This is a genomic window from Polycladomyces abyssicola, from assembly GCF_018326425.1.
Classification (GTDB): Bacteria; Bacillota; Bacilli; order Thermoactinomycetales; family JIR-001; genus Polycladomyces; species Polycladomyces abyssicola.
This window is the reverse complement of the sequence record NZ_AP024601.1, coordinates 2,984,685-3,010,175: the sequence shown is the minus strand read 5'-3', so window position 1 is coordinate 3,010,175 and position 25,491 is coordinate 2,984,685. Positions and strand designations below refer to the sequence as shown.

Here is a 25,491-nt window from a genome sequence, read left to right as displayed (position 1 = left end):
CGGCAGAAAGGGCAATTTTCCGGTTGATCTGGGGACGCAAGGATGCAGGTTTTTCAGGCCGAGAGGGGATGTCGATGGCCAAAAAGGTGATGATATTCAGCTCCGTGCACGGGTACAACGATTCCCGCATCTTTCACAAACAGGCGGTATCACTCGCCCGGGCGGGGTATAACGTGGAACTTCATGCGATTGCCGATTTTGAGGAGCGAACGGAACAAGGGGTACGCATCATGGGCATACCCCCGCACAAGAGCAAACTCCATCGACTGGCGGCGGGGTGGACGTTGTTTCGGCGGGCGATGAAAAGCCGGGCCGACTTTTATCATTTTCATGACCCGGAGCTGTTGCCTTGGGGGGTTCTGATTCATTGGCTGACGGGGGCTCCCGTCGTTTATGACGCTCATGAGGATCTGCCCAAACAGATCCACACCAAGCCCTGGATTCCGGCGAAGATCCGTGGCATCGTCTCACGTGTGGTACACAAGGTGGAAAAGGGATTGGCTCGTCGTTTGCCCGCGGTGGTGACGGCAACGGAGTCGATTCGAAGCCAGTTCGCGGGTGCGGGTGTCCGTCGCGTCCAAGTGATTAAAAACTACCCGTTGCCACTTCCGCGTTTGGAGCGGAACGCGGAGGAAGACGATGTCAACAGGGTGCTGTATGTGGGCGGCATCTCCTATCTGAGAGGATACCGCGAGATGATCGCGATGATGGATCACCTGCCGAAAGAGCTGAACGCCGAACTGCACCTGATCGGACCGCTTCAGCACATTGCGCCGGAAGACCAGGATCGTGAGGCACTCGCAGCCAAACGGGTGTACTTGCACGGTCGGATTCCGTTTGAGGAAGTGCAGCAATGGCTGATGAAAGGGAAGGTGGGGCTGGTTTGCCTCCATCCGGTAGAAAACTACCGTGAATCCCTGCCGATCAAACTGTTTGAATATATGGCCGCCGGACTGCCGGTGATCGCCACCGATTTTCCGCTATGGCGGGAGATTGTGGAGGGCAGTCGGTGCGGGTTTCTGGTCAATCCGCTCAATCCCGAGGAAATGGCGGAAAAAGTGGCGATGCTTCTGTCGGATGAGGCGAAACGCCGGGAGATGGGAGAAAACGGCCGGCGGGCGCATGAGGAAGTGTACAACTGGCAAGTGGAAGAGCAAAAACTGTTGCAACTGTATCAGGAGCTTGCTTAAGGAAGTGAGAGGCAGTGCGAATCTGGTTGGCGAACCATTACGCAGTACCGCCGAACATTGCCGGAATTACCCGGCATTATGAGCTGGCACGGGAGTGGGCGATCGAAGAGGGAGCCGAGGTCACCTTGTGGTTGTCACGTTTCGTCCATCCGCGCCGTACGTTTATCACGGAAGAGGAAAAACGGGCCATTCCACATGTTCCCGGTCTCCATTTTCAGTGGTTGTGGTCGTTCCCGCACAAGACCAACGACGTGCGTCGGATCCTGAATATGGGCAGTTTTGCCGCACTCTTTTTCCTCACGGGATTGTTCAAGCGTCGCCCGGATGTGATCGTGGCTTCTTCGCCGCATTTGTTCACGGCATTTGCGGGTTGGATGCTGAGCAAGGTAAAACGTGTCCCGTTCGTTCTGGAAGTGCGCGATTTGTGGCCGGACTCGTTGATCAAGATGGGCGGGCTGAAAAATCCGCGCGTGGTCCGTCTGCTCACGTGGATGGAATCATTTTTGTATCGTCATGCCGATCATATCGTCGTGTTGACGGAACACCAGCGGAAGTTTATCAGGGACAAAGGAATCGATCCGGCCAAGATCGAGTTGATTCCCAACGGGATCGTGGTGGGTTCGTGGGAGCCCGATCCGTCCCGCAGAAGCGAAATACGAAAGAAGATGGGGGTGCCGGAGGATCATTTCGTCGCCATCTATTCGGGGGCGCACGGTCCGGCCAACGCATTGGAATACGTGGTCAAGGCTGGACGTCATCTTGAACCCGGCATTTCCATCGTCCTGATCGGGGACGGTCCGGAGAAGGAGAAATTGAAGCGGATCAAGGAAGAAGAACAGTTGGACAACGTCCATCTGCTGGATCCTGTACCCAAATCGGAGATCTTCGATTATATCGCTGCGGCGGATTGTGGCATCATCTCGCTCGCGGACAATGAGATTTTCCGCGGGGCACGCCCCAACAAGCTGTTCGACTACACGTTTGTCGGCAAGCCGATCGTGACCACGGTGGACGGCGAAGTGCGCGAAATCGTGGAGAAAAACGAGGTAGGGTTGTTCAGTGGGGCGGAAGACCCCGTGGGGTTGGCCAAAGCGCTGGCACAAGTGCGCGGCTTTTCCCGTGAGAAACTGGCACAGATCGCAGAAAACGGTCGCCGCTACATCGATCGTGAAGGGGATCGAAGGAAGCTGGCCAAACAGTTTTACCAGCGTTTGCGCACATTGGTGAAAAAGGATTAAACGACGAACGAAACCGGTCGGAATCTACACGACCGGTTTTCTCTTTTCAGTCCACAGCAACAGGGAGAATAGAATGCGGGCAAAGTATGCTTCGCTGAGAGGAAATTGCCCGATAGGATTGGCGTTCCTGGTGTTCTGATGCTCAGTAGAGCCTGAGATATGGATGGACCAGACACGCCCGAAGCAGAAGCGCCAAGGGGCGCCGTCAGCCAATCACGGCATCAGAGGCGATACGTCTCCGTCACCGGTCAGCTCCAAGTGTTGCCGAAGCAGGCGTTGCACCCGGTTAAGCTCCTCTTTGTCTACAACGTAGTAGTACACCCCATCGATGTAAGTGTTATGTCCTCTCAGATGCTGGGTGTGTATTTGAGCGATCGAACGGTAGATCTGTTGAAATGTGAGCAGTTGCATGGGCGACATATCCGTTTTCACGTTTTCTCCGAGGTGTTGAAACACATTGTCCAGTCGGGTGATGGAGCTTAACGAAGTGCTTTTGTGCAGAATCGCTTTGATGACGAGTTGTTGCCGCTCGTTTCTCCCAAGATCCCCCCGAGGGTCTGCTTTTCGCATCCGGGTGAAAGCCAATGCTTCTTTTCCGTCCATGGTCATGGTCCCCTGATGGAATGTGTATCCGTTGTACGTAAAATCGAACGGAACCCGAACCTCCACGCCGCCCAGCTCGTCCACGATTTTTTCGAATCCCAGCATGTTCACTTCCACATAATAGTCGACAGGCACGTCCAAAAATTGCTCCACCGTCTCGATTGTCAGTTTGGTTCCCCCACGTGCATAGGCATGATTGATTTTGTCTTTTCCGTATCCGGGAATGGATACATATGTATCACGGGGAATGTTCATCATCCAGGCTTGTTTTTGTTGGGGATTCACCGTGACCAGAATCAATGTGTCGGTACGGCCGACATCGCCTTCCCGTTCGTCGACTCCCATCAGCAAGACGGTAAAGGGATCTTTGTGAATGTCGACCGCGTATGATCGTTTCGCCGATTTTTCCCGTGGATCGTACGCCTTGTTGGCTGCTAACCAGATTTCGTAAGCGTAATAGCCCACGACACCGGCCAAGATCAACATGATGAACAAAAACCACTTCCACCAGCGGCGTCTTTTTCGGTGTCGCTCCATTCGACTGATCAAGGCCATTCCTCACTCTCCGATGAAGTAGCAGAACCAATTTTGTTATTATATTATTTTATCGAAGGAAAAACACACCATGCAAGGAATGAAGAAGGAAATTCCTTTGTAATCAGGAGATTTCGGGAAAGTTTGTTTGGAAAGCGGTCGGGGTAAACGGAAGTTGGAGATTACGGAATGCGGATTCCGCCTGTTTCTGTACAAGAGCCGGGGTGAATCCCATCGTTTTGTCCGATTTAGACGTTATGGAAGGAATTTGCCTGCAAGCTGCGGAAGAATAAGGCGGGAATCCTCATGATTAGGAAAGGAGCGTAGAAGAGATGTTGAAATATCAACTCTACATCAATGGAGAGTGGATCCCGTCGGGGAATGGACGCACATTTTCGGTCACCAACCCCGCAACCGGCGAAATAGTAGGAGAAGTGGCAGATGCGACAACCGAGGATGTACGGCGTGCGGTCGAGGCTGCTCACCGTGCGTTTCCCGATTGGGCCGCCCGTACTGCATGGGATCGGGCTACATATCTACGTAGGGCGTACGAGTTGATCATGGCGCATCAGGACGAGCTGGCTGAACTGATGACCAGCGAACAGGGTAAACCGCTGCCTGAAGCCAAAGGGGAAGTGCAATACGCAGCCGGCTTTTTCGAATGGTATGCCGAAGAGGCCAAGCGGATCTACGGCGACACCATCCCAGCCAGCCACCCGGACAAGCGGATCCTGGTCCTGCGACAGCCTGTTGGTGTCGTAGCCGCCATCACGCCATGGAATTTCCCGGCGGCGATGATCACCCGCAAGATCGCTCCCGCGTTGGCTGCAGGATGTACTGTGATCGTCAAGCCGGCAGAACAGACACCGTTGACGGCGCTCCGGTTGGCGGAATTGTTTCAGGAAGCGGGGATTCCTGCCGGTGTGGTCAATGTGGTAACTGGAACTGATCCGCGGACCATCGGTGAAATTCTGCTCCGTGATGAACGTGTGCGCAAAGTGACGTTTACCGGGTCCACGGAAGTGGGCAAATTGATCATGCGGCAAGCGGCCGATACCATGAAAAAGGTAAGCCTGGAATTGGGTGGACACGCCCCGTTTATCGTGTTTGAGGATGCCGACTTGGAGAAGGCGGCACGGGAAGTCCTCACCAGCAAATTCCGCAATGCGGGGCAAACGTGTGTCTGCACCAACCGGATTTATGTCCATGAAACGATTGCGGATGCGTTTGCTGAAATCCTGGTCAAACAAGTGGAACAACTCCGCGTGGGTAACGGAATGGAAGCGGGTGTTGACATCGGTCCGCTCATCGACGGACAAGCGGCGGAAAAAGCGGAACGACACGTCCGGGACGCCGTGGAAAAGGGTGCCCGCGTTTTGACTGGCGGACACCGCCGCAGTGAGGGAGATGTCCACTTCTTCGAGCCGACCGTGCTGGTAGGTGTCACGGATGAAATGCTCGTCCAAAGGGAAGAAACATTCGGCCCCGTTGCGCCGATTGCCGTTTTCCGCGATGAAGACGAGGCGATCCGCCGTGCCAACGATACGCCCTACGGATTGGCCGCTTATCTGTACACACGCAATCTGGCTCGCGCCATCCGCGTTTCGGAGCGGTTGGAGTACGGGATTGTCGGCATTAATGACGGCCTTCCCTCCACGGTACAAGCGCCGTTTGGTGGCATGAAGGAATCCGGCATCGGACGGGAAGGCGGCAAATACGGTATGGAGGAATTCCTCGAAACAAAATATGTTTCTGTTCGTCTTCACGATTAAAACAACATGGCCGGCTTCGCAAAGCCGGCCATTTTTTGCCATCCGGATGGGGTGAGACACAATCTTTGGATATTTTGTGCCGTCTGCCAAAACGGAGTGGATAATACAGCGCGGAACGTGTACAATCAAAAAAGAGTATGTAACATTGGTGTAATATTTCAGGTAGAAAGCATACGGTACTGTCACAGGTGTCCTAAATCACGCCTGTTTCGCATAACATGCAGGAGCACGGGCTTGTTCGCAGTGAGCCTTTCACTTCGGATTTTCCGTGGCGATGCCGTCCACAGTATAGAGAGGAGTAATAACATGAAAGTGTTGGTTACGGGAGGAGCTGGGTTCATTGGTTCCCACATCGTCGATCTTTTGTTGGAACGCGGTGACGACGTAATCGTGGTGGACAATCTCAGCACGGGACAGGAAGCACATCTGAAGCCGGAAGTGTTGTTTTACCGCATGGACATCACCGATCATCGTTTGTCCGACGTTGTCGCCGAAACACGGCCGGAAGTGGTCATTCATCAAGCTGCACAGATCGACGTCCCGACGTCCGTGCGGGATCCGTTGCACGACGCCATGACCAACATCATCGGGACGCTCAATTTGCTGGAAGCGTGCCGTAACGCTGGTGTGCGAAAGGTAGTCTATGCATCATCTGCGGCTGTATACGGCAATCCCGAATATTTGCCGATTGATGAAAAACATCCGGTGGCACCGCTCTCCGGTTACGGTATTTCCAAACACACGCCAGAACATTATTTGCAAGTGTATGCCCAATTGCACGGGTTGGCCTACACGGTTCTCCGTTATGCCAACGTTTACGGTATCCGTCAAGACCCCCGCGGGGAAGGCGGTGTCATCTCCATTTTCATCGAAAAGGTGCTCAAAGGTGAACCGATTACTGTTTTCGGAGATGGCGAACAGACGCGCGATTACATCTACGTGGAGGATGTGGCACGCGCCAATGTAGCGGCGCTGACCAACGGGGACGGACAGATTTTGAATATCGGTACCGGACAGAAGACGTCCATCAATGAGCTGATCGCCCTGTTTGAGGAAGTGATCGGCCAAAAAATGGAAATCCATCATGCTCCGGACCGTCCAGGAGATATTAAGCATAGTTACTTCGACAACCGGCGTGCGATGGAGGTATTGAACTGGCGACCGGAGACGGATCTTTCCGTGGGATTGCAGAAAACATTGACGTATTATCGCGAACGGATCACCCGATGATTGAAATATGCCCGTAAAAAACGTGAAACGTTTTTGTAACAAAACACGTCTCAATTATATAGAGGGATCTCTTGATTACTCCATCCTGCTGGGTTTTTCAACTGTTGTAACCAACCGGCAAAACACAGTATACTGATTACGAGTTACCTGGAGTACGGAACGGTCAAACCACGAAACAAACAAGTTAGCAGGTGGGGGTCGCCCCAATGGAGCGGCTCAATTCGGGGAGGATTTGTGGCAATTATATTAAGCAGGAGTGGTTTGCGGATGCGATCGAAAGCAGTGTATGAAGGGGACGCACACTTGCTCTCGGAAGGCGTGTACCAACCGCCTTCGGGTTGGTACCCGATTGCCAAACGGGTATTTGAAATCATTTTCTCTATTACATTCTTGATTTTAACCTTGCCGGTGTTGGTGTTGACCGCAATTGCCATCAAATTGGAATCGAAAGGTCCAGTCTTCTACAAACAGGAACGCGTTGGCTTGCACGGGAAACCCTTCTATATCGTCAAACTGCGCTCCATGCGGGTGGACGCGGAGAAAAACGGTCCGCAATGGGCATCCAAAAACGACCCCCGAGTAACCCGTGTAGGACGGTTTATCCGCAAGACGCGGATCGATGAAATTCCGCAACTGATCAGCGTCTTGAAAGGGGATATGAGCTTGATCGGCCCGCGGCCGGAACGACCGATGTTCACCGAGAAATTTGCCGCAGAAATTCCCGGATTCAAGAACCGCCTGTTGGTAAAACCGGGTTTGACCGGATGGGCACAGGTAAACGGCGGTTATGACATGACACCAAAAGAGAAATTCGAATTGGATATGTACTACATCAAACGACAATCGTTCGCGTTGGATATGCGCATTCTGTTGCGTACGGTATGGGTGGTACTGACCGGTAACGGTGCCCGTTGAGCTCGTTTCTCTACACACCAAAAATAAAACGGATTGCCCCGAGGGTAATCCGTTTTTTCCCGTTCCTGTTCTTGTGTATCACAAGGCTATCCCGACACATGATGCTCCGGCTGTGGCAATCCCCATCAAAAGGTCAGCCGAAGGGCCATGTACAGCAGAAGCCAAAACGGGAGGCTTAAACCGGTCGCGTTGATGAGGCCGATCCAAAACGATTTGCCAACAACCGTGCTCATGTCGGGCACCTCCGTTGCTTGTTTCCTTGGTTGTTTTTATTATACGCGAATGTCAGTCTCCGTAGAGGGTTTTTGGCCATTTGTAAACGAAATGTAATCTCATGGTAATCTGCTGTCATTATTCATCAAAAAAATTTGTATATTATGGGTAAAGAGAATGACGTTGACATCCTGAATGTTGTCATGGTAGTATGTAACTTGACAACTTCATAAGACGATGTTGCGCGCTCTTATCAAGAGAGGTGGAGGGACTGGCCCGATGAAACCCGGCAACCGTCCGCGGTATGTACGCGGAAATGGTGCCAATTCCTGCAGAGCCCATCGGTTCTGGCAGATGAGAGAGGCGATTTTATAATATATAAGATCCCTTTCTGCTCTGGCAGAAGGGGATTTTTTCTTAGAGACAGGTGGTGAATGATACGATGATTGTACTCGACAAAGTGAACAAAGTGTACCCTTCCTCGAAAGACGGGGATGTGGTCGCGTTGCAGGATATCAATCTCCGCATCGAACGCGGAGAAATTTTCGGGATCGTTGGGCACAGCGGTGCGGGGAAAAGCACGCTGCTTCGATTGCTCAACGGGTTGGAGAAACCCACTTCGGGCAGCGTCACGGTGGATGGCATTTCCATTTCCGAAAGCAGTGAGCGAGAGTTGCGCGAAGCGCGAAAGAAAATCGGAATGATTTTCCAACATTTCCACTTGCTTTGGTCTCGTACCGTGTGGGAAAATGTGGCTTTCCCCCTGGAGTTGGCCGGCAAATCGAAAAAGGAAATCCGGGAAAAAGTGGATTCCTTGCTGGAACGGGTGGGACTTTCCCATCGGGCGAATGCGTACCCCGCTCAACTGTCCGGGGGACAGAAACAGCGTGTCGGAATCGCACGGGCCTTAGCCAACGATCCGAGCGTCTTGCTGTGTGACGAGGCGACATCGGCGCTGGACCCGGAAACGACAGCCTCCATTTTGCAATTGTTGAAGGATATCCACCGGGACACCGGCATCACGATGGTGATCATCACGCACGAAATGAGTGTGGTCAAACGGCTGTGCCATCGCATGGCCGTCATGGAAGCCGGTAAAGTGGTGGAACTGGGTGAGGTGGAGACGCTGTTCCGGGAACCGAAGCACCCAGTTACCCAGCAGTTCGTTCAGTCCTATCACACTGAAAAACTGGAAGCTTCAAAAGAGCATGCCGATTTGATCCGGGTGCGGTCGGACGATTTGGATCGTATCTGGTCCCGCTTGGCTGATTGGGTAAAACAAGGCGTGACAGTGACGATCTTGCCTGACCAAGAGGAAAACGACGGAACGGTTGCCTTACAGGTGAGCGGAGAACCGTATCAAGTTCGGAATGCAGTGGAGGAGATCCGGGAATTCGGGGGCAGATCGGAGGTGATCACGCATGTTTGATCAACTGGACACCACCCTTTTGTGGCAAGCAACCGGGGAAACATTGTACATGGTTGCCATCTCCACGTTTTTCTCGGCATTAATCGGCATTCCGTTGGGTGTGCTCCTCGTCATCACGGATAAGGGTCATCTGTGGGAAAATGTGGTGATCCAGCGGATCTTGGGCCTGATCGTCAACTTGTTCCGGGCGGTGCCGTTCATTGTGTTGGTCCTGTTTCTGTTTCCGTTGTCCAAGCTGTTGGTCGGTACCACGCTCGGCCCGACGGCGGCCACGATTCCCTTGATCGCTGGAGCGGCACCTTTTTACGCGCGTATGGTGGAAACGGCTATCCGGGAGATCGACAGGGGAGTGATCGAGGCCGCCCAAGCGATGGGAGCCACCCGGATGCAGATCGTCCGTATGGTGCTCCTGCCGGAAGCTAAGCCGGCGATCATCTCCGGTTTGACTGTCACCTGTGTCGCCCTGATCAGCTTCTCGGCGATGGCTGGCATTGTGGGCGGTGGCGGATTGGGTGACGCAGCATACCGCTTTGGGTTCCAATCGTTCAACGATCAAATGCTGTACGCGTGTGGCCTGTTGCTCGTCGTATTCGTTCAGCTGGTGCAGTGGTGCGGCGACTGGTTGGCGCGACGCGTCGATAAACGATAATGCAAAGTAACCGGCAAATTCAATGGAACTAGGAGGATGCGATAATGAAGAAATGGTGGATCGGCCTGCTCGCAATCGTCATGATGTTGACGATGACTGCATGCGGCGCAGGTAAAAAAGATGAAGCAACCATTCGTGTGGGAGCGACGCAAGTTCCTCATGCCGAGATTCTGAACCATATCAAACCGATCCTGGAAAAACAGGGCGTCCATTTGGAAGTGCGTGTGTTCCAGGATTATGTCCTGCCCAACAAGTCAGTGGAGGAAGGGGAGCTGGACGCCAACTACTTCCAGCACATTCCGTGGATGGAAGCCTCCAACAAAGAGCAGGGCTGGCATTTGGTCAAAGTGGTGGGTGTACACATCGAACCGATGGGCGCCTATTCGAAAAAGTACAAATCCAAATCGCAGATTCCCAACGGTGCGACCATTGCCTTGCCCAATGCCACCAGTGAAATGACACGGGTGCTGTTGCTCTTGGATCAGCAAGGCTTGATCAAACTGGATAACCGTCAAGGTGACAAAACGCTCAACAACATCAAATCCAATCCGAAAAAACTGAAGTTCAAACCGCTGGAACCGGCGATCTTGCCGCGTGTGCTGGATCAGGTGGACGTGGCGATCATCAACACCAACTATGCGTTGCAAGCCAATCTGAATCCGTTGAAAGACTCACTCTTCATCGAGGATAAAAATTCTCCCTACGTCAACGTATTGGCGGTCAAAGCGGGCAATGAAAAGAAACCGGCCATCCAAAAGTTGGCCAAAGCGCTCACTTCTCCGGAAGTGAAAAAGTTCATTGAGCAAAAATACAAAGGCGCCGTCATTCCGGCGTTTTGATGAAAAACCCCCACGCTGATGCGTGGGGGTTTTCGCTTTTCCGGCGATAAAACATGGTCCCTGATGGGAAATGACCAGATACCCTAGGACTTCACTTCTTTTTCCCGGAACATCGTTTCTCCTTCGGTAACGGAGGCCCTTCCGTTGGTCAGTTCAGTCACCCATTTTGTGACCTCGGCTTCTTCGCCAAGTGGTACCCAGAGGTGCCAGGTTACTTGATCCGTAAACTCCGGCGGATCCATGTCGAATCCATGGGTGCGCAGTTCATGTTCCATTTTGCCGACGAACGAGTAATCCGTCGTAATGGACATTTTTCTGTGCAAAATGCGTTCCACTTCCCCGGCGGTATCAATACCGGCGGCGGCGCATTGGCTGTACGCGCGGATCAAGCCGGAAGCGCCCAGCTTGATCCCCCCAAAATAACGGGTGACCACGATGACCGTATCATGCAAGTCTCGATTTCGGATCACTTCCAAGATGGGACGGCCGGCCGTTCCTGCCGGTTCGCCGTCGTCCGACGATTTTTGCACTTGGGTGCCGCGGGTGACGTAGGCGTAGCAGTTGTGGGTCGCATCCCAATGCTTTTTGCTGATTTCCTCCACAAATGCAGCCGCCTCCTGTTCGGTGGAGACACGGTTGACGCGGGTGATAAACCGCGATTTTTGAATCACGATTTCTGTTTCTCCATAACCTTTCACGGTTCGGTAACGGGTTTCCATTTCCTTCACCTTCCTGTCATCAGCCTACAATCATCCGCATGCGGCAGGGATGAACCGATGTTTTGAAAACCTTTGTCGAAAGGGTAGCCGCATATTCCAACATCCACTATCCTAATAAACAAATCCACTCAATACCAGTGAAAAGGATTGAACGTGCATGCGTATATGGTTTGTCATGCCGTCTGTTTATAAAGAAAGTGTGATGGTGGGCAATGCGGTTGTTTCCTATTTACCGTCGTGGAAACGAATCCACACATCATTTGGTGACGGACCGGGCCGATGGTGGATTAGGAGGGAAAATCGACTGCTCAAGCTGGGCAAGATGATCAAACAACACCGCCCCGGAGCGCTCCCTCCGCCCGATATAATCTGGGACCCAAAAAAAAGAGGGCCGACTTAGTAGTCGGAACCCCCGTTTTGATCGTATGAATCACTACCGTCACCCAACGAACCATCTTGTTGCTCGTCCCCATCGGATGACGAATCATCGAGAATGCCTTCGGTTGGATCAGGTCCGGGAATTTTTTCAGGTTTCAGCTCCAGCTGTTTGCGCAGAATGTCACTGATCCGTTGCCGTTCTTCTTTGCTGACGAAGAAATACCAGTATTTCAGTCGTTTGTTTTCACCTTTGATGGTGATGGTCTGAATGTTTTTCTTAGGTATGTCCCGGTAGATTTTTTGCAAGGTGATCATTTCGTCCACGGTAATGCTGGTGGAGACATTTTCACCCAACGATTTGAGAATCGTGTTCACTTTGGTGATGTTGTCAAAGCTGACGATCTTGTCGATCAGCTGGGTGACCACTTCGCGCTGGCGCTGGTTCCGTCCCTGATCGCCCAACGGATCCTGCTTGCGCATCCGGACGTAAGCCAATGCTTCCTCCCCGTCCAGATGGTGTGGTCCGGGGTTAAATCGGATGACCTCGCCGCCAAATGTCTCCTGATGAAAGGGAAATTTGACGTTGACGTCTACTCCCCCCAAGGCGTCAACGACATCCATGAACCCTTTAAAGTTGACTTTGGCGTAATAATCTACGGGAACATTGAGAAAGTTTTCGACGGTTTCCACGGTGTTCAGTACGGGACCGACGTTGCGGGCACGTGCCCATGCAGCGGCGGAGTTGATCTTATCCTTGTGGCCGTTGGTGTTGGCGATTTCCACATAGGTATCCCGTGGGATGCTCACCACTTTGATCGAGTGTGTTTTCGGGTTGACGGCCGCCAAGATGATCACATCCGGTCGCCAATTCTCACTTTCCCTTCGCACGTCGGTTCCCAGCAGCAAAATGTTGACGGGGCTGTCAACCGATACAGCTTTGTCGCGTTTTTTGGAATGGTCACGAGCAAGTGGCTCGTATGTACCGGCCAATACGCCCCACGTTTGATAAAAGAAATAAGCACCGATAACCAAAATGAGGACGAACAATGAGGCGACTGATCGCCATATCCATTTGCGTCTTCTTTTTTTGTTGACTCTCGCTACCCTGCTTTTTCCGATCCGTTCCATCGTATTCCCCGCTTTGCAAAGCCTTTCACGTCTCTCACCATACTATCATCAGATCAGGCTGACCATCAAGTAGAAAAGACGAATATTTTCGGGAAAATGAAGGATTTATACAAGATGGTCGTACCACTTGATGTAAGCCGACTTCCTATGTATATAACGGTCAATCCAATAGAAAAGTTTCATAGTCGCCAATCGTTCCGAGTCGTGATAAGCTAACGTTAATAATGACAAAGTCGTAGTCGCCGGGAAATGCGATGGCTCCCGGAGGCCAGCCAGATTGAGATGGAGTGGATGAGCGACGATGAAAAAAGTCGTTTGGGTCACCTGGATCTGCCTGTTCGCTGTGCTGATCGCCTCCGCTTGCGGACAGGCGCCGCGTGAGAACAGAGGGAACGAAGAGGATTCGTCCAAAACGGTGTCCCACCGGGAGTGGGTGATTAAGTGGAAAGGAGAGGCGGACCCGGATTTTTTGAAAACGGTGGATATCCTTCACGAGTCACTGGATCCAAAGGATAACGGGCAGACGATGCTGATTCGGCTGAAGCCCGACGTGGATGAGGAAAAATGGGAATCCCGTTGGTCAGGTGATCCCCGTGTAGAGTATCTACACCCCAATCACAAGTTCAAGGTGGAAAGTCGGGTATCGATGCAATATCGTGGCGGTAACAGAACATACTACCTGAAACGGATTCGTGCCGAAGCCGCTTGGCCTTTGCTTGTCAAATGGAAAGAGCAAGGCCGGATCTCCAATGTAACCGTTGCCGTTGTCGATACGGGTGTTGATTTGAGTCACCCCATGTTGGCCCCGTTTCTGGTGGCAGGCGCCAACTTGCGTGACCCGGCACAACCTCCGCAGGATCACATGGGCCACGGTACGCGGGTGGCGAGTGTGATTGCCGCCGTTTGGGGCAGTGCCGGCGGGAAAAAGAGTCCGTTGATCGGTTCGGCTCATATCATGCCCATCAAAGTGATGGAGGATGGGCAGGATGGAGATGTGTACCATACGGCCGAGGGGATCCGTGAGGCAGTTCGCCGGAAAGCCGATGTGATCGTGTTGGCGCAGGGAAGTTGGACATATTCCGAGACGATGGCAGAGGCGGTCCAAGAGGCCGAACAAGCGGGCGTGACGGTTGTCGGAGCCGCGGGAAACGCCAGCATGAATGACAACGGTGACATACTATATGATCATCCCCTCTATTATCCCGCGGCGTTTCCTACCGTATTGGGTGTCGGTTCGGTGGATGTGGAAGGTCAACGCGTCATGACTTCCAACATGGGTTCGGGGCTGGATGTCATGGCTCCGGGAGAAAATATCTGGTCTGCGATTCCCGGTGGCAAATACGGATACGATTCCGGTACGTCGTTTGCTGCCCCGCAAGTAGCCGGATTGGCTGCCTTGGTCAAGGAACGCTTTCCCTCTTTCACCCCCGCTCAGATTCGCAACTTGATCCGGCAAACAGCCAGGCCGTCGGGCGAAGAACGTTGGAATATCCTGTACGGTTTCGGCACAATCGATGTATATCGTGCGATGACCGCCAAACTGGAGCCGGACATTTTCGAACCCAACAACAGTGCCGGAAAAGCCATGCCCATGTCGACGGATCAGGTTTACCAGGCGACTCTCCACTCCTCATCTGATGCGGATTGGTACCGGATTCATCTGTTTCACCCTGGCACGCTGGTGTTGACGTGTGATGCCAAGCGTCAGGCCCGTATGCGCATTCGCGTGGAAGTGGAACGAACGGGTCAGACGGGTGAATACGACCTTTCCTCTCAACCGCTGTTTTTGACTGTTCCGGGTGGGCAGATCCGGTTGAAAGTGTGGGCAATCGACACACGTGAGCCGATTTCCTATACGTTGACCAATGCCTTTTCACCGCAGGTGGATCGAAATGAAAACAATGATTACCAATGGAATGCCACCAAAGTAAAATTGACACCGGGTTTGGTACCAATCGAAGGAACTTGGCACAAACAAAGGGATATGGACTGGTATCAGCTGGAGATTCCCCGTCCCGGTATGCTGGAAGCGCGATTGGATGTTGTTACGCCGCGTGCCGATCCTGTCCTGTTTGTGCAGGAGGATGAAAGCTGGCACACAGTCCGAGTCGATGTCAAATCAGAGGGAGAAGAGGAGACGATTCGCCTCCATGTGCCCAAAGGTTATCTCTATGTCCGGGCGTCGGATTACGGCGGCAATCCGATCGTTGAACCGTATCACCTGATCATTGATTATCAACCTGAGATGACCGACGCATCCGAGCCCAACGACCGCTCGGATCAAGCTACGCTCCTCTTCCCGGGCGAAACTGTGACGGGAAGGCTGGCGGGGCCTGTCGATTTGGATTGGTACGTGTTTCAGGTGACGGAACGATCACGTCACACCATTCGGTTGCAAATCCCACCGGGATGGGAAGATGTGGAGATGATCCTCTACGATTCGGGGATGCGGGCGTTGAAACAGGTACGGTTGTCCGATTCCCGTCGGGTGGCGGAAGTAACGCACATGATGGAAATTGGGAACTATTACATCCGACTCCAATCATCCGGAAAAAGGGGAGAAGGTGCGTATTCATTGGTGTTGAAACGTCCAGGCTGATCATCGAATCCTGTCGAAAAAAGGGAAAAGAAGGGTTGTCTTTCACATCCGTTTTCGATATCCTATATATTGATATAGGTCAGACCGAATGGAAACGGTTTGTGCATGGTCAACAGCTTGATAGATCATGATGTAATGCCGCCGTTTTCGAGGATGCCTCAAGGTGAAGTCAAAGCGCCTTTCCTCGAGGAAAGGTCTTTTTTTATGTTTACTGTTTGTAGGAAAAGGAGGAGTGTGACGATGCCGAAACGCAGTTTGTTTACTTCGGAATCGGTGACAGCCGGTCATCCGGACAAAATCTGCGATCAAATTTCCGACGCCGTCCTGGATGCGATCCTGGAAAAAGATCCTAATGCACGGGTTGCTTGCGAAACATCCGTCACAACGGGTTTGGTGTTGGTGTCGGGTGAAATCTCCACGACTTGTTATGTAGACATTCCCAAAATTGTACGGGAGACCATCAAGGAAATTGGGTACACACGCGCCAAATACGGCTTTGACGCTGAAACGTGCGCTGTGTTGACCTCCATCGATGAACAATCCCCGGATATCGCGGCTGGGGTTAATGAAGCGCTGGAAAAACGGGAAGGTCAAATGACCGAAGAGGAAATCGAAGCGATCGGTGCCGGTGACCAAGGTCTGATGTTCGGTTTCGCCACCAATGAAACGCCGGAACTGATGCCGCTTCCGATTTCGTTGGCACACAAACTGGCCCGTCGTCTGCACGAAGTACGGGTGAACGGCACCTTGCCGTATCTGCGACCCGACGGCAAAACGCAAGTAACCGTCGAGTACGAGGACGACAAGCCGGTGCGGATTGATACGATTGTCGTGTCGACCCAACACTCCGAGGATGTCACCTTGGAGCAAATCAAGAAAGACGTACATCAACACGTGATTTCGCCGGTGGTTCCGCAAGAAATGCTGGATGACAAAACGAAATACTTCATCAATCCCACGGGCCGTTTCGTGATCGGGGGACCGTTGGGCGATGCCGGATTGACCGGTCGGAAAATCATCGTGGACACTTACGGTGGATATGCACGTCACGGCGGTGGCGCCTTCTCGGGTAAAGATCCGACGAAAGTGGACCGCTCCGGTGCTTATGCAGCGCGTTACGTGGCCAAAAACATCGTGGCAGCTGGATTGGCCGACAAATGCGAAGTGCAGCTGGCGTATGCCATCGGTGTGGCCCGGCCGGTTTCCATCCGTGTAGATACGTTCGGTACCGGACGGGTGGACGAATCCGTGTTGGTGGACTTGGTACGCAAACACTTTGATCTGCGTCCGGCAGGCATCATCCGTCAGCTGGATCTGCGTCGACCGATTTACAAACAAACCGCGGCTTACGGGCATTTCGGACGCAACGACTTGGATTTGCCGTGGGAACGTACGGACAAAGCCGAAGTGTTGCGCCGCGATGCCGGTTTGTGATGGGAACGATCGTTTGAAGAGAAGGGTGGCTATTCCGGCGCAGCTGCCGGAGGCCATCCGGCTCTCACCATTAGACGGTCTCCGTTTTCCCGTTCCGTTTACCGAAGCGGACCGACTCAATTAGATACAATCACTGCCACTTTGTCAGCAAATTTCACCGCCGTTTTGGCGGTTTTTTTCATGTAAACGGATTGTACAAAACAGTTTCCTCCACATGTCAATAATGGTAGAATAGTACTGGATATCCATTCAGAAAATTCGACGGAATTTTCCGTTGTATGGCTGGTAGAAGAGGTGAGAAGGTGATCAAACGCCTGTCACTTCCCGCATGGCAGCCGCCGCCGTCTGAAACTGACCTTCGTCGCCTTTACGTGATCCGTATGGTTGTGGCTGATCGGCACCGGTTGTTTCGTGAAGGGGTGAAACAGATCCTTTCGCAAATGGACTGTCCCATCTCGTTTGTCGATTGTGGGGACGGTGAAACGGTATTGAAGGCTTGTCGCGAGAATGTTCCGGACTTGGTGTTGATGGACTTGGATTTATCCAAGGGAAGTGGAGTGGACATCACGATCCGACTGAAAGAGGAGTATCCGCAGTTGCCGATCATCCTGCTTTCAGGTGAACGGGAGACGACCACGGTGGTGGAAGCCGTTCGAGCAGGTGCCTCCGGTTATCTTCCCAAAGATGTGGAGGCGGAAGATCTGATGGAGGCGGTGCGCTTGGTCCTTGCGGGTGAAATCTATATTCATCCGCGGGCGAGCGGGCAACTGGTACAGGAGATCCTCCGAATCAGCCGGCAACAACGGGAATTGACAGCTATCGTCCCCGAATTTGATGTACCTGAATGGCCGGATATCCTGACCCAGAGAGAGATGGATGTATTACGGCTGATGGCGCAGGGGAAAAACAATCGTGCCATCGGTGATGTGCTCTACATAAGTGAAAAAACGGTAAAGAATCACGTGAGCAACATTTTGTACAAATTGGGTGTTCAGGATCGCACGCAAGCTGTGTTGGTCGCGCTAAAAAAAGGATGGGTGAAGCTCCATTGACACCGCCGCACCCCTTTTTTCCCACGGCATATACTGTGGGCAAAGGAGGACGAGTGCGATGGTGCAATCGATCGTATGGGGAATCGTGTTGTACGGCGTCATGTGGTTTTTGATGTACTGCATCGCCAAAGCCTGTTGGCGTCCCGTCCGTGTCGACCGGGTTCATCTCATCCTCTTGACGCGAAACAGCCAGGGATCCATCGAATGGGTCATCCGTTCTTATGTGTTTTGGCATTGGATTCAGGGCAAGTCCAGCCGCATCACTTGCGTGGACCGATGCTCCGTTGATGATACGTTGTCCATTCTTGCCCGTTTCCAGGCACAGTTGCCAGGGTTGGAAGTGGTGACCGTGCAGGATGAGAATGAAATGTGGCATGAAGTGACGACACGAAGCGGATCGGATGTCCGTAGGGTTTGGGTGATGGATCTCCGTTCGCCGAACCGGACCATACAGGTGTTGTCCTGAGCAGTTCTGACGGACGACACTGACAGAGATCCGGAGGTTTTCAACAAAAGTGTATATCCGTCAGCAAGTGGAGCGCAGGTCAGCGATGAAGGAAGCGAACCTGCGTTATTTTTATGGGCTGAGGCATTTCGCTAAAGAGGGGTAAGGTCATGTTTACGCTATATCAGGTGACGATGAGAGGAGAACACCCTCATTGGGGGATCAGTTTGGCTCCTGAAGTGGACGAGCGGTTTTGGCGGAATCAGGGGAGGGAGTTCCGCATAACCGGTTGGTTTGAAACGATTGGACAAGCTTGGTGTGTTTTACGGAAACATGCTCCAGAAGTATCGTCGCCGATCGGGAAAGGGATGGCGTACTTCGAACAAACGGCCGATGATGATGGTCTGTCGGCAGGACGGAATTACGGAATGGCGATATGGAATATATTGGGTGGTCGTGTGCTGTTGGGGGAGGAAATTCGATCGTTATTGCGATTTCGGTGGGGTGAGGATCCCGATCCGGTGGCTCTGCGTATGGGTTTGCAGTGGTTATGTCTGATGGGGGTGGCAGAATACATGCCCGCTGTCGAAATCACCGGTCCCGCGGTGAAGTGGCGTTGCAGCCGCTGTGGCAGTGGACCGTCTCGGTTATTTCAGACGGACTGTAAACGGTGCCGTCAAACATGTGCCTCCTGCGATCACTGTCTCGTATTGGGCAGATGTCGGTCATGCGTTCCGTTGTTTCGCATCCGGCCACCCGAGGCGCGTACGGATCACTCCAATGGGGTTCGCCTCTATCTGCCTCAACTGACGCCCAAACAACAAGAAGTTGCATCAGTACTGGAAAGCTGGCGCGATAGACCGGAACGGACACTGTTGTTGTGGGCGGTGACGGGAGCTGGCAAGACGGAGGTTTGTTTGCCGTTGGTTCGCCGGACACTGCAAAGCGGGCATCGGGTGCTGTGGGTGACACCACGACGCGATGTGGTGGACGAGTTGTATCCGCGTTTGAAAAAGGCAGTGGAAGGCGTTCGGGTAACGGCCGTTCATGGGGGAACGCGATCGACATGGGCAGACGGAGAACTCGTGATCGCTACGGCTCACCAAACCTGGCGGATGTACCGCCGGTTTGCTCTGGCGATCATTGACGAAGGGGATGCTTTTCCATTGTATGGGGATCCCGCATTGCAATCGGGGGTTGATCAAGCCTTATATAAGGACGGGAAAGTAGTGTGGGTGACGGCCACTCCGCCGATGGTCTGGCAGAGGAAAGCACGGCGGGGCGAATTGCCCGTTATTACCCTGCCCGCCCGATTTCACGGACATCCGTTACCCGCACCCGAACGATGCGTTGTTCGGGATTTGTGGAATAAGGTGAATCACAGCAGACCTGTTCCGCCATTGTCCGATTTTTTGCGTCGCCTGATGGAGACTGGCAAACAAGGGTTGATTTTTGTGCCACGGGTGTCGGATTTACCGTGTCTGTTGCGGTGGATCACCCGGAAATTCCCTGATATGACCCGGTTCTGTGCTGCTGTGTCCGGAAAAGAACGCAACAGAAGGGAGATCGTGGAGCGGTTTCGCCGGGGCAGGGTTCGTGTGTTGATCGCCACGACCGTCTTAGAGCGAGGTGTGACGGTGCCCGGCTGTCAAGTGTTGGTGTTGGGTGCGGACCATACCGTTATGGACACCGCCACTTTGGTTCAGATATCGGGTCGGGCAGGGCGGTCACCGGAAGATCCGGAAGGGATCGTCCGTTGGATCTCAGAGGAATGGACGGAAGCACAGCGTCGGGCGATTCGGGAAATCAAGAAGATGAACCGATTGGCGTACCAGGCGGGGTGTCTGCATGCGTCCGGAGTGAAGCGATGATCAGGGGATGGCGGTTTCCACTGCCCAGGGGTTGTCCGTTTTGCGACACGCCCGTCCGTTCTCTCCCATGGGCGCCGGTATGGAAGCGAATCTGTCCGCATTGCTGTGACGGGTTTTCTCCTATTGCCCCTCCCTACTGCCGGCGTTGCGGAAGAGCGGGCAGGGAAGGGATTTGCCCGGATTGCCGCTCCCACCCTTATCCGGAACTGATACAGAATTGCAGCGCAGTCTCCTACACGCCCCACACCCGGGAAGTCATTCGTTTGTACAAATATCTGGGCAGGGAGCGATTTGCCCGTCCGATGGGGGAGATGATGGTGTCGGTCGCTGCTTGCCGAGTACGGAAACCGGATGTTATCTCCTATGTTCCCTTGCATCCCTCCCGGTTGGTAGAGCGAGGGTTCAATCAATCGGAGCAATTGGCCCGCTTCATCGGAAAGAAATGGGGAGTACCGGTGGTGTCTTTGTTAGTACGGTCGTCACCCACCCGACCTCAAAGTCAACGATCCCGGGCGGAGCGTTTGCAGTCGATGGAGGGGGTCTTTGAATTGCATCCATCGATCCCTGTCGGAAAGTTGGTCGCTGTAAATATATTGTTGGTGGATGACGTATATACGACCGGTGCCACATTGGGCGCTTGTGCCCGCGTACTGGTACAGGCGGGTTGCAATTCGGTCCGTTCTCTGACATTTGCGCGGTGAAAAAGGGAAAAGTCAGTCTATCTATCAAAAAAGAGGTATAAACCGCAAAAAGATGGGAAACACAGGGTAATAGTCATGATCCACAACCCAAAAAACTTGTGAGAGAAAAGGAGAGTTGACACATGAACAAATCGGAACTGGTCGATCGCGTGGCTGCGGCGACGGGGAAAACGAAAAAAGAATCGGCTCAAGTGGTGGAAGCTGTGTTGAGCGCCATCGCCGAGGCGTTACGTAACGGTGAAAAAGTTTCGTTGGTCGGTTTTGGCAACTTTGAGGTTCGCGAGCGTGCCGCCCGTACGGGCCGCAACCCGCAAACCGGTGAAACGATCCAGATCGAAGCCAGCCGGGTCCCGGCATTCCGTCCCGGCAAACAGCTGAAAGAGGCCGTCAATCAATAAGTGAAGAGCCGCCAATTGGCGGCTTTTTTTATTAAGAAGATCTTCCTGTATTTGCTACAGGACTTTATGGGCTGAAAATCGAAAGAAGTATTGCTAAAGATGATAAATTAGGAATATTTCTTCTATTGAAAGCAAAAGAGAGAGGGGAGAGTTGCCAAAACATACAAATTGAATATATATACAACAGCACTTATAATAACTCAAGGAGGATTTTATCGTTGCTTGTGATATGAAAGGAAGATTTCCATCTTCCGAGATTTCACCGTACATGTGGTGAAAGACGAGTATGTTTGAATATGCAATCTCAAGGGGGATTAAACATGAAAAAATGGGGAGTTTTGATCTTATCGCTGGTATTATTGTTCTCACTTGCAGTGACCGGCTGTGCCAAGAATGACGCGGGCGCCGGCGGCATCGTCAAAGTGGGTACCGACGCCGCCTATCCGCCGTTCGAGAAACAGGGAGGGGACGGCAAGCTGACCGGCTTTGACATCGAACTGATGAACGCGATCGCCAAAGCCGGCGGATTTGAGGTGGATATCCAACACGCCGGTTGGGACCCCATGCTGGACGCCGTGAAAAACGGCAAACTGGATGCGGGGATCTCGGCCATTTCCATCACGGATGACCGCAAAAAAGTGTATGACTTCTCCGACCCGTATTTTGATGCCAAACAGTTGATCCTCGTACCGGCCAACTCCAGTGTAAAGTCGCTGAAAGATCTGAAAGGCAAGCGGATCGGCGTGCAAACGGGTACAACCGGTGAAATCGTCGTACAAAAGACATTCGGCAAAACGTATCAGGGCATCAAGGGATACGACGATACGCCGGCCGCGATCGATGATTTGGCCAACGGTCGTGTTGACGCCGTGGTGGCGGACAATGGCGTGGTGCTCGAATACCTGAAAAAACTGCCTGCCGGTAAGTTCAAAAAGGTGGAAGATCCGTCGTTTGAACCCGAACAATACGGAATCATCGTCAAAAAAGGGAACAAGGAACTGTTGAAGAAAATCAATAACGGATTGAAGAAAATCCGGGAAGACGGCACCTACAAGAAGATCTACGAGAAATATTTTGGTCCGATGCAATAAAGGGATGGGGTTGGGGAGTGCCCTTGTACTCCCCAACTTCCTGTTTTCAAAAAATTTCCTGTGGATATTGTGGATAAATATGTGGATAAATATGTGGATAAGTTGCGCAATTCATGATGAAAACAATCCTCCTGAAAAGAGGTGGATATATGCCAATCGATTGGTCCGTACTGGTAGAATACAAAGACTACTTTATCCGCGGATTCTGGACTACCATCGAATTGACAACGGTGGCTGTTTTGGTCGGGATGGTCATCGGTCTGATCTTGGGGTTGATGCGTCTTTCGCGCAGTCGATGGTTGATCATTCCGGCCCAGTTATATGTGGATATCTTTCGGGGCACGCCATTGCTGCTGCAAATCCTGGCTATTCATTTCGCTGTGATTCCCACCATTTGCGAAGAGTTGCTGGGCGTGAAACCACCCGAGGCGATCGTGTCCGGTTTCGTGGCCTTGTCGCTTAATGCCGGAGCCTATATCGCGGAAATTTTCCGCGGCGGCATTCAATCCATTGAAAAAGGGCAGATGGAAGCAGCCCGCTCGCTCGGTATGACGTACGGACAAGCCATGCGGCATGTCATTCTTCCACAGGCGTTCAAACGGATGTTACCTCCGCTGGGAAACGAATTTATCGCCTTGCTCAAAGATTCGTCTCTGGTGACGATCATCGCGGTCAACGATATTACCTACGCCGCCTTCACCACGGCGAAAAACACGTTTGAACGCTGGGCCCCGTACATCGCGTCAGCCGCCCTGTATTTCATTTTGACGTATGTTCTTTCGCGCATCGTCTTTTTCCTGGAAAACCGCTACCGTACCGACAGACAGGAGGGATGATCCGATGGCCATGATCCGGGTCGAACATCTGCGCAAACAATTCGGCACATTGGAAGTCTTGAAGGATATCAGCGTCGAAATTCAAGAAAAAGAAGTGGTCTGTGTGATCGGTCCCAGCGGTTCCGGGAAAAGCACATTTTTGCGCTGTCTCAATCTCTTGGAACCCGTCTCCGGCGGCAAGGTGTGGGTGGACGGGCATGATCTGACCGATCCCAAAACGGACATCAACAAGGTACGAACCGAAGTGGGCATGGTGTTCCAGCAGTTCAACCTGTTTCCCCACAAGCGTGTGATCGAAAACATCACGCTGGCACCGATCCAAGTCAGGGGCTGGACCAAAGAAAAAGCGGAAATCAAGGCGATGGAGCTGTTGAACAAGGTGGGCTTGGCGGACAAGGCCCAAGCTTATCCGGAACAGCTCTCCGGTGGACAGCAACAGCGCGTCGCCATCGCCCGTGCGTTGGCGATGGATCCGAAGGTGATGCTGTTTGACGAGCCCACGTCGGCCCTTGATCCCGAAATGGTGGGCGAAGTGTTGGCGGTCATGAAACAACTGGCCCAGGAAGGGATGACCATGGTCGTCGTCACCCACGAGATGGGATTTGCTCGCGAAGTGTCCGACCGTGTGTTGTTTATGGACCAGGGCGTGATCGTTGAAGAGGGGCCGCCGAACGAGTTGTTCAATGCTCCGAAGCACGAACGGACCCGTGCCTTTTTGAGCAAAGTTCTCTAGGGCGTGTATGTGAGGGAGCAATGTTTTTCCGGGCGAGCGACTTACAAAGCCGCTGCTGAGCGAAGGGCAGGAAACGCAGGGTTGGAATCACGGGCAATTTCCTCAAAGCAAAGCGTACATTGCCCGCGTCCTCCGCTGACGGGTCGAAGTGGCCATCATCTGCTTCCCTGCAGGTCGCGGGGGAAGCGAGTCTGGAAAAGTGAATCCTCAGGAGATCATTGACCGGTTTGGAGAAATATTCTTGACTTTGGTGCGGCTCAATGATATAGTGAAAAAGCATTATGAGATTTACCCGTCTCATTTGCGTATTTAAATCAAGAAGGGAATGTGTTTTCATGCAAGGCAAAGTCAAGTGGTTCAACGCGGAAAAGGGTTATGGTTTCATTGAGCGCGAGGGTGGCGAAGACGTATTCGTTCACTACTCGGCCATCCAGGAAGATGGATTCAAAACCCTGGATGAAGGTCAGTTTGTGGAATTTGACATCGTGGAAGGTCCGCGTGGACCACAGGCTGCGAACGTCACGAAAATCGGGTAATCGTTTTTCCTTGACTGGATGAACAACCGATGACTACTCACCCCTTCGCTTCGGCGAAGGGGTTTTCGTTTTGATTCGACGTTTTTTGATGTCATTGATTTGTTAAGAATAGGTGAAGTACATTTTGAGAAATGATGAATAAAGGGAAGGAATTTTCGGATATTTAAGGAATAGATAATGTATAAAGCGAAAAGGGGGATTCGCTTCATGAATTATGTCATTCGTGGAAATAACCTCGAAGTGACGGAAGCTTTGCGGAATTTTGTTGAAAAAAAGATCAGCCGTCTGGAAAAGTATTTCGACACCCCTCCTTCCGCCGATGCACACATCGCCCTCAGCGTCATTCGCGATGATCACAAGGTGGAAGTGACGATTCCCTTTCCAGGCGTGCTGGTTCGCGCGGAGGAAAAAAGCGCGGACATGTATGCTTCCATCGATCTGGTCGTGGAAAAGCTGGAGCGTCAGATCCGGAAGTATAAAACCAAGATCAACCGCAAACCCCGTCAGGAAGGAAGCCTCCGTTCGCAGCTTTATGAAAACGGAAACACCCCCGCCACTTCGGTTGAGGATGAAGAAGAGCCAATTGAAGTGGTTCGCACGAAGCGTTTTCAATTGAAACCGATGGATGTGGAAGAAGCCATCATGCAGATGGAAATGCTTGGACATAACTTCTTCGTATTCACCAATGCGGATACGGATGAAATCAATGTAGTGTACCGAAGAAAAGATGGGCGGTACGGTTTGATCGAGCCTGAGTAATAAGGAAATATAAGGAATTTGATATTCGGGTTTACCGGTGAAGATTGACGGGAAAGACAAAAGTGAACCCGGAAAACACCCTCGACACCCCCATAAGTGGTCTCCCATTCACTTGACCTATCATTCAAATGGATTAAGATCGTGCGGATCGGCCAAACAGGCCGGTCTCAGGCGGCAGTGATTTCACTGCCGCCTCGTT

Annotated in this window: 23 protein-coding genes and 1 riboswitch; of the genes, 20 read left to right on the top strand and 3 right to left on the bottom strand. The window is 52.4% G+C overall.

The annotated features are described in order from the left end of the window. The first annotated feature begins 74 nt into the window (after positions 1-74). Positions 75-1,190, top strand: coding sequence for a glycosyltransferase family 4 protein (locus KI215_RS14920; protein ID WP_212773474.1), 1,116 nt, complete (start codon positions 75-77; stop codon positions 1,188-1,190). Positions 1,191-1,204: 14 nt separating this feature from the next. After that, positions 1,205-2,428 (top strand): glycosyltransferase family 4 protein, encoded by a 1,224-nt coding sequence (locus KI215_RS14915; protein ID WP_212773473.1) that lies wholly within the window; start codon positions 1,205-1,207, stop codon positions 2,426-2,428. Between the two features lie 213 nt (positions 2,429-2,641). Here KI215_RS14915 and KI215_RS14910 read toward each other — a convergent pair whose 3' ends face one another. Next, on the bottom strand, positions 2,642-3,586 hold the full coding sequence (locus tag KI215_RS14910; RefSeq protein WP_212773472.1) for an LCP family glycopolymer transferase: 945 nt from the start codon (positions 3,584-3,586) through the stop codon (positions 2,642-2,644). A gap of 311 nt (positions 3,587-3,897) precedes the next feature. Between KI215_RS14910 and KI215_RS14905 the strand changes: the two genes are divergently transcribed. The 6 genes from KI215_RS14905 to KI215_RS14880 all read left to right on the top strand — a co-directional run bounded on the left by KI215_RS14905 (position 3,898) and on the right by KI215_RS14880 (position 10,612). Next, a complete protein-coding gene (locus KI215_RS14905; RefSeq protein WP_212773471.1) occupies positions 3,898-5,337 on the top strand; it encodes an NAD-dependent succinate-semialdehyde dehydrogenase in 1,440 nt (479 codons plus the stop codon). Between the two features lie 306 nt (positions 5,338-5,643). Then, entirely contained in the window at positions 5,644-6,567 is a 924-nt protein-coding gene (locus tag KI215_RS14900; protein ID WP_212773470.1) for an SDR family oxidoreductase, read from the top strand. Positions 6,568-6,834: 267 nt separating this feature from the next. Further along, positions 6,835-7,482 (top strand): sugar transferase, encoded by a 648-nt coding sequence (locus KI215_RS14895; protein ID WP_212773469.1) that lies wholly within the window; start codon positions 6,835-6,837, stop codon positions 7,480-7,482. Between the two features lie 460 nt (positions 7,483-7,942). After that, positions 7,943-8,056, top strand: a riboswitch (SAM riboswitch). Between the two features lie 81 nt (positions 8,057-8,137). After that, positions 8,138-9,124, top strand: a complete 987-nt coding sequence (locus KI215_RS14890; protein ID WP_212773468.1) for a methionine ABC transporter ATP-binding protein — start codon at positions 8,138-8,140, stop codon at positions 9,122-9,124. After that, positions 9,117-9,773, top strand: coding sequence for a methionine ABC transporter permease (locus tag KI215_RS14885; protein WP_212773467.1), 657 nt, complete (start codon positions 9,117-9,119; stop codon positions 9,771-9,773). Before KI215_RS14890 ends, KI215_RS14885 begins: the two co-directional genes overlap by 8 nt. 44 nt (positions 9,774-9,817) lie before the next feature. Beyond that, positions 9,818-10,612 (top strand): MetQ/NlpA family ABC transporter substrate-binding protein, encoded by a 795-nt coding sequence (locus tag KI215_RS14880; RefSeq protein ID WP_212773466.1) that lies wholly within the window; start codon positions 9,818-9,820, stop codon positions 10,610-10,612. An 83-nt stretch (positions 10,613-10,695) separates the two neighbouring features. Here KI215_RS14880 and KI215_RS14875 read toward each other — a convergent pair whose 3' ends face one another. Both KI215_RS14875 and KI215_RS14870 read right to left on the bottom strand, forming a co-directional pair. Continuing rightward, positions 10,696-11,331 (bottom strand): YigZ family protein, encoded by a 636-nt coding sequence (locus KI215_RS14875; RefSeq protein WP_212773465.1) that lies wholly within the window; start codon positions 11,329-11,331, stop codon positions 10,696-10,698. A gap of 396 nt (positions 11,332-11,727) precedes the next feature. After that, the gene (locus tag KI215_RS14870) at positions 11,728-12,837 is read right to left on the bottom strand and encodes an LCP family protein (RefSeq protein ID WP_212773464.1); all 1,110 of its coding nucleotides are present in this window, start codon (positions 12,835-12,837) and stop codon (positions 11,728-11,730) included. A gap of 301 nt (positions 12,838-13,138) precedes the next feature. On the opposite strand from KI215_RS14870, the gene KI215_RS14865 reads away from it, so the two are divergent. The 12 genes from KI215_RS14865 to hpf all read left to right on the top strand — a co-directional run bounded on the left by KI215_RS14865 (position 13,139) and on the right by hpf (position 25,292). Then, entirely contained in the window at positions 13,139-15,436 is a 2,298-nt protein-coding gene (locus KI215_RS14865) for a S8 family peptidase (RefSeq protein WP_212773463.1), read from the top strand. A gap of 240 nt (positions 15,437-15,676) precedes the next feature. After that, positions 15,677-16,870 carry a methionine adenosyltransferase gene (gene metK / locus KI215_RS14860; protein WP_212773462.1) on the top strand — a complete coding sequence of 398 codons (1,194 nt, stop codon included), beginning with the start codon at positions 15,677-15,679 and terminating at the stop codon, positions 16,868-16,870. A gap of 302 nt (positions 16,871-17,172) precedes the next feature. Next, entirely contained in the window at positions 17,173-17,922 is a 750-nt protein-coding gene (locus KI215_RS14855) for a response regulator (protein ID WP_246512137.1), read from the top strand. Positions 17,923-17,980: 58 nt separating this feature from the next. Then, positions 17,981-18,388 (top strand): hypothetical protein, encoded by a 408-nt coding sequence (locus KI215_RS14850; protein WP_212773460.1) that lies wholly within the window; start codon positions 17,981-17,983, stop codon positions 18,386-18,388. Between the two features lie 149 nt (positions 18,389-18,537). After that, positions 18,538-20,238: a helicase-related protein gene (locus KI215_RS14845; RefSeq protein ID WP_212773459.1), complete on the top strand. Its 1,701-nt coding sequence runs from the start codon at positions 18,538-18,540 to the stop codon at positions 20,236-20,238. Then, positions 20,235-20,939 (top strand): ComF family protein, encoded by a 705-nt coding sequence (locus KI215_RS14840; RefSeq protein WP_212773458.1) that lies wholly within the window; start codon positions 20,235-20,237, stop codon positions 20,937-20,939. The genes KI215_RS14845 and KI215_RS14840 overlap by 4 nt, the downstream gene beginning before the upstream one ends. 122 nt (positions 20,940-21,061) lie before the next feature. Beyond that, the gene (locus tag KI215_RS14835) at positions 21,062-21,337 is read left to right on the top strand and encodes an HU family DNA-binding protein (RefSeq protein ID WP_212773457.1); all 276 of its coding nucleotides are present in this window, start codon (positions 21,062-21,064) and stop codon (positions 21,335-21,337) included. Between the two features lie 320 nt (positions 21,338-21,657). Further along, positions 21,658-22,428, top strand: coding sequence for a basic amino acid ABC transporter substrate-binding protein (locus KI215_RS14830; protein ID WP_246512136.1), 771 nt, complete (start codon positions 21,658-21,660; stop codon positions 22,426-22,428). Between the two features lie 149 nt (positions 22,429-22,577). Continuing rightward, complete coding sequence (locus tag KI215_RS14825) at positions 22,578-23,264, top strand: amino acid ABC transporter permease (RefSeq protein ID WP_212773455.1); 687 nt, start codon at positions 22,578-22,580, stop codon at positions 23,262-23,264. Between the two features lie 10 nt (positions 23,265-23,274). After that, a complete protein-coding gene (locus KI215_RS14820; RefSeq protein ID WP_212775227.1) occupies positions 23,275-23,997 on the top strand; it encodes an amino acid ABC transporter ATP-binding protein in 723 nt (240 codons plus the stop codon). A 335-nt stretch (positions 23,998-24,332) separates the two neighbouring features. Then, positions 24,333-24,533 carry a cold shock domain-containing protein gene (locus KI215_RS14815; RefSeq protein WP_212773454.1) on the top strand — a complete coding sequence of 67 codons (201 nt, stop codon included), beginning with the start codon at positions 24,333-24,335 and terminating at the stop codon, positions 24,531-24,533. A gap of 207 nt (positions 24,534-24,740) precedes the next feature. Beyond that, a complete protein-coding gene (gene hpf / locus KI215_RS14810; protein ID WP_212773453.1) occupies positions 24,741-25,292 on the top strand; it encodes a ribosome hibernation-promoting factor, HPF/YfiA family in 552 nt (183 codons plus the stop codon). The last annotated feature ends 199 nt before the right edge of the window (positions 25,293-25,491 follow it).

What these genes read in the sequence shown, in the direction of transcription:
- KI215_RS14835 (WP_212773457.1), top strand. Translation starts at nt 21,062, where the DNA reads ATGAACAAATCGGAACTGGTCGATCGCGTGGCTGCGGCGACGGGGAAA.
- KI215_RS14825 (WP_212773455.1), top strand. Translation starts at nt 22,578, where the DNA reads ATGCCAATCGATTGGTCCGTACTGGTAGAATACAAAGACTACTTTATC.
- KI215_RS14840 (WP_212773458.1), top strand. Translation starts at nt 20,235, where the DNA reads ATGATCAGGGGATGGCGGTTTCCACTGCCCAGGGGTTGTCCGTTTTGC.
- KI215_RS14845 (WP_212773459.1), top strand. Translation starts at nt 18,538, where the DNA reads ATGTTTACGCTATATCAGGTGACGATGAGAGGAGAACACCCTCATTGG.
- hpf (WP_212773453.1), top strand. Translation starts at nt 24,741, where the DNA reads ATGAATTATGTCATTCGTGGAAATAACCTCGAAGTGACGGAAGCTTTG.
- KI215_RS14820 (WP_212775227.1), top strand. Translation starts at nt 23,275, where the DNA reads ATGATCCGGGTCGAACATCTGCGCAAACAATTCGGCACATTGGAAGTC.
- KI215_RS14870 (WP_212773464.1), bottom strand. Translation starts at nt 12,837, where the DNA reads ATGGAACGGATCGGAAAAAGCAGGGTAGCGAGAGTCAACAAAAAAAGA.
- KI215_RS14920 (WP_212773474.1), top strand. Translation starts at nt 75, where the DNA reads ATGGCCAAAAAGGTGATGATATTCAGCTCCGTGCACGGGTACAACGAT.
- KI215_RS14890 (WP_212773468.1), top strand. Translation starts at nt 8,138, where the DNA reads ATGATTGTACTCGACAAAGTGAACAAAGTGTACCCTTCCTCGAAAGAC.
- KI215_RS14910 (WP_212773472.1), bottom strand. Translation starts at nt 3,586, where the DNA reads ATGGCCTTGATCAGTCGAATGGAGCGACACCGAAAAAGACGCCGCTGG.
- metK (WP_212773462.1), top strand. Translation starts at nt 15,677, where the DNA reads ATGCCGAAACGCAGTTTGTTTACTTCGGAATCGGTGACAGCCGGTCAT.
- KI215_RS14905 (WP_212773471.1), top strand. Translation starts at nt 3,898, where the DNA reads ATGTTGAAATATCAACTCTACATCAATGGAGAGTGGATCCCGTCGGGG.
- KI215_RS14885 (WP_212773467.1), top strand. Translation starts at nt 9,117, where the DNA reads ATGTTTGATCAACTGGACACCACCCTTTTGTGGCAAGCAACCGGGGAA.
- KI215_RS14815 (WP_212773454.1), top strand. Translation starts at nt 24,333, where the DNA reads ATGCAAGGCAAAGTCAAGTGGTTCAACGCGGAAAAGGGTTATGGTTTC.
- KI215_RS14875 (WP_212773465.1), bottom strand. Translation starts at nt 11,331, where the DNA reads ATGGAAACCCGTTACCGAACCGTGAAAGGTTATGGAGAAACAGAAATC.
- KI215_RS14850 (WP_212773460.1), top strand. Translation starts at nt 17,981, where the DNA reads ATGGTGCAATCGATCGTATGGGGAATCGTGTTGTACGGCGTCATGTGG.
- KI215_RS14830 (WP_246512136.1), top strand. Translation starts at nt 21,658, where the DNA reads ATGAAAAAATGGGGAGTTTTGATCTTATCGCTGGTATTATTGTTCTCA.
- KI215_RS14865 (WP_212773463.1), top strand. Translation starts at nt 13,139, where the DNA reads ATGAAAAAAGTCGTTTGGGTCACCTGGATCTGCCTGTTCGCTGTGCTG.
- KI215_RS14895 (WP_212773469.1), top strand. Translation starts at nt 6,835, where the DNA reads ATGCGATCGAAAGCAGTGTATGAAGGGGACGCACACTTGCTCTCGGAA.
- KI215_RS14900 (WP_212773470.1), top strand. Translation starts at nt 5,644, where the DNA reads ATGAAAGTGTTGGTTACGGGAGGAGCTGGGTTCATTGGTTCCCACATC.
- KI215_RS14880 (WP_212773466.1), top strand. Translation starts at nt 9,818, where the DNA reads ATGAAGAAATGGTGGATCGGCCTGCTCGCAATCGTCATGATGTTGACG.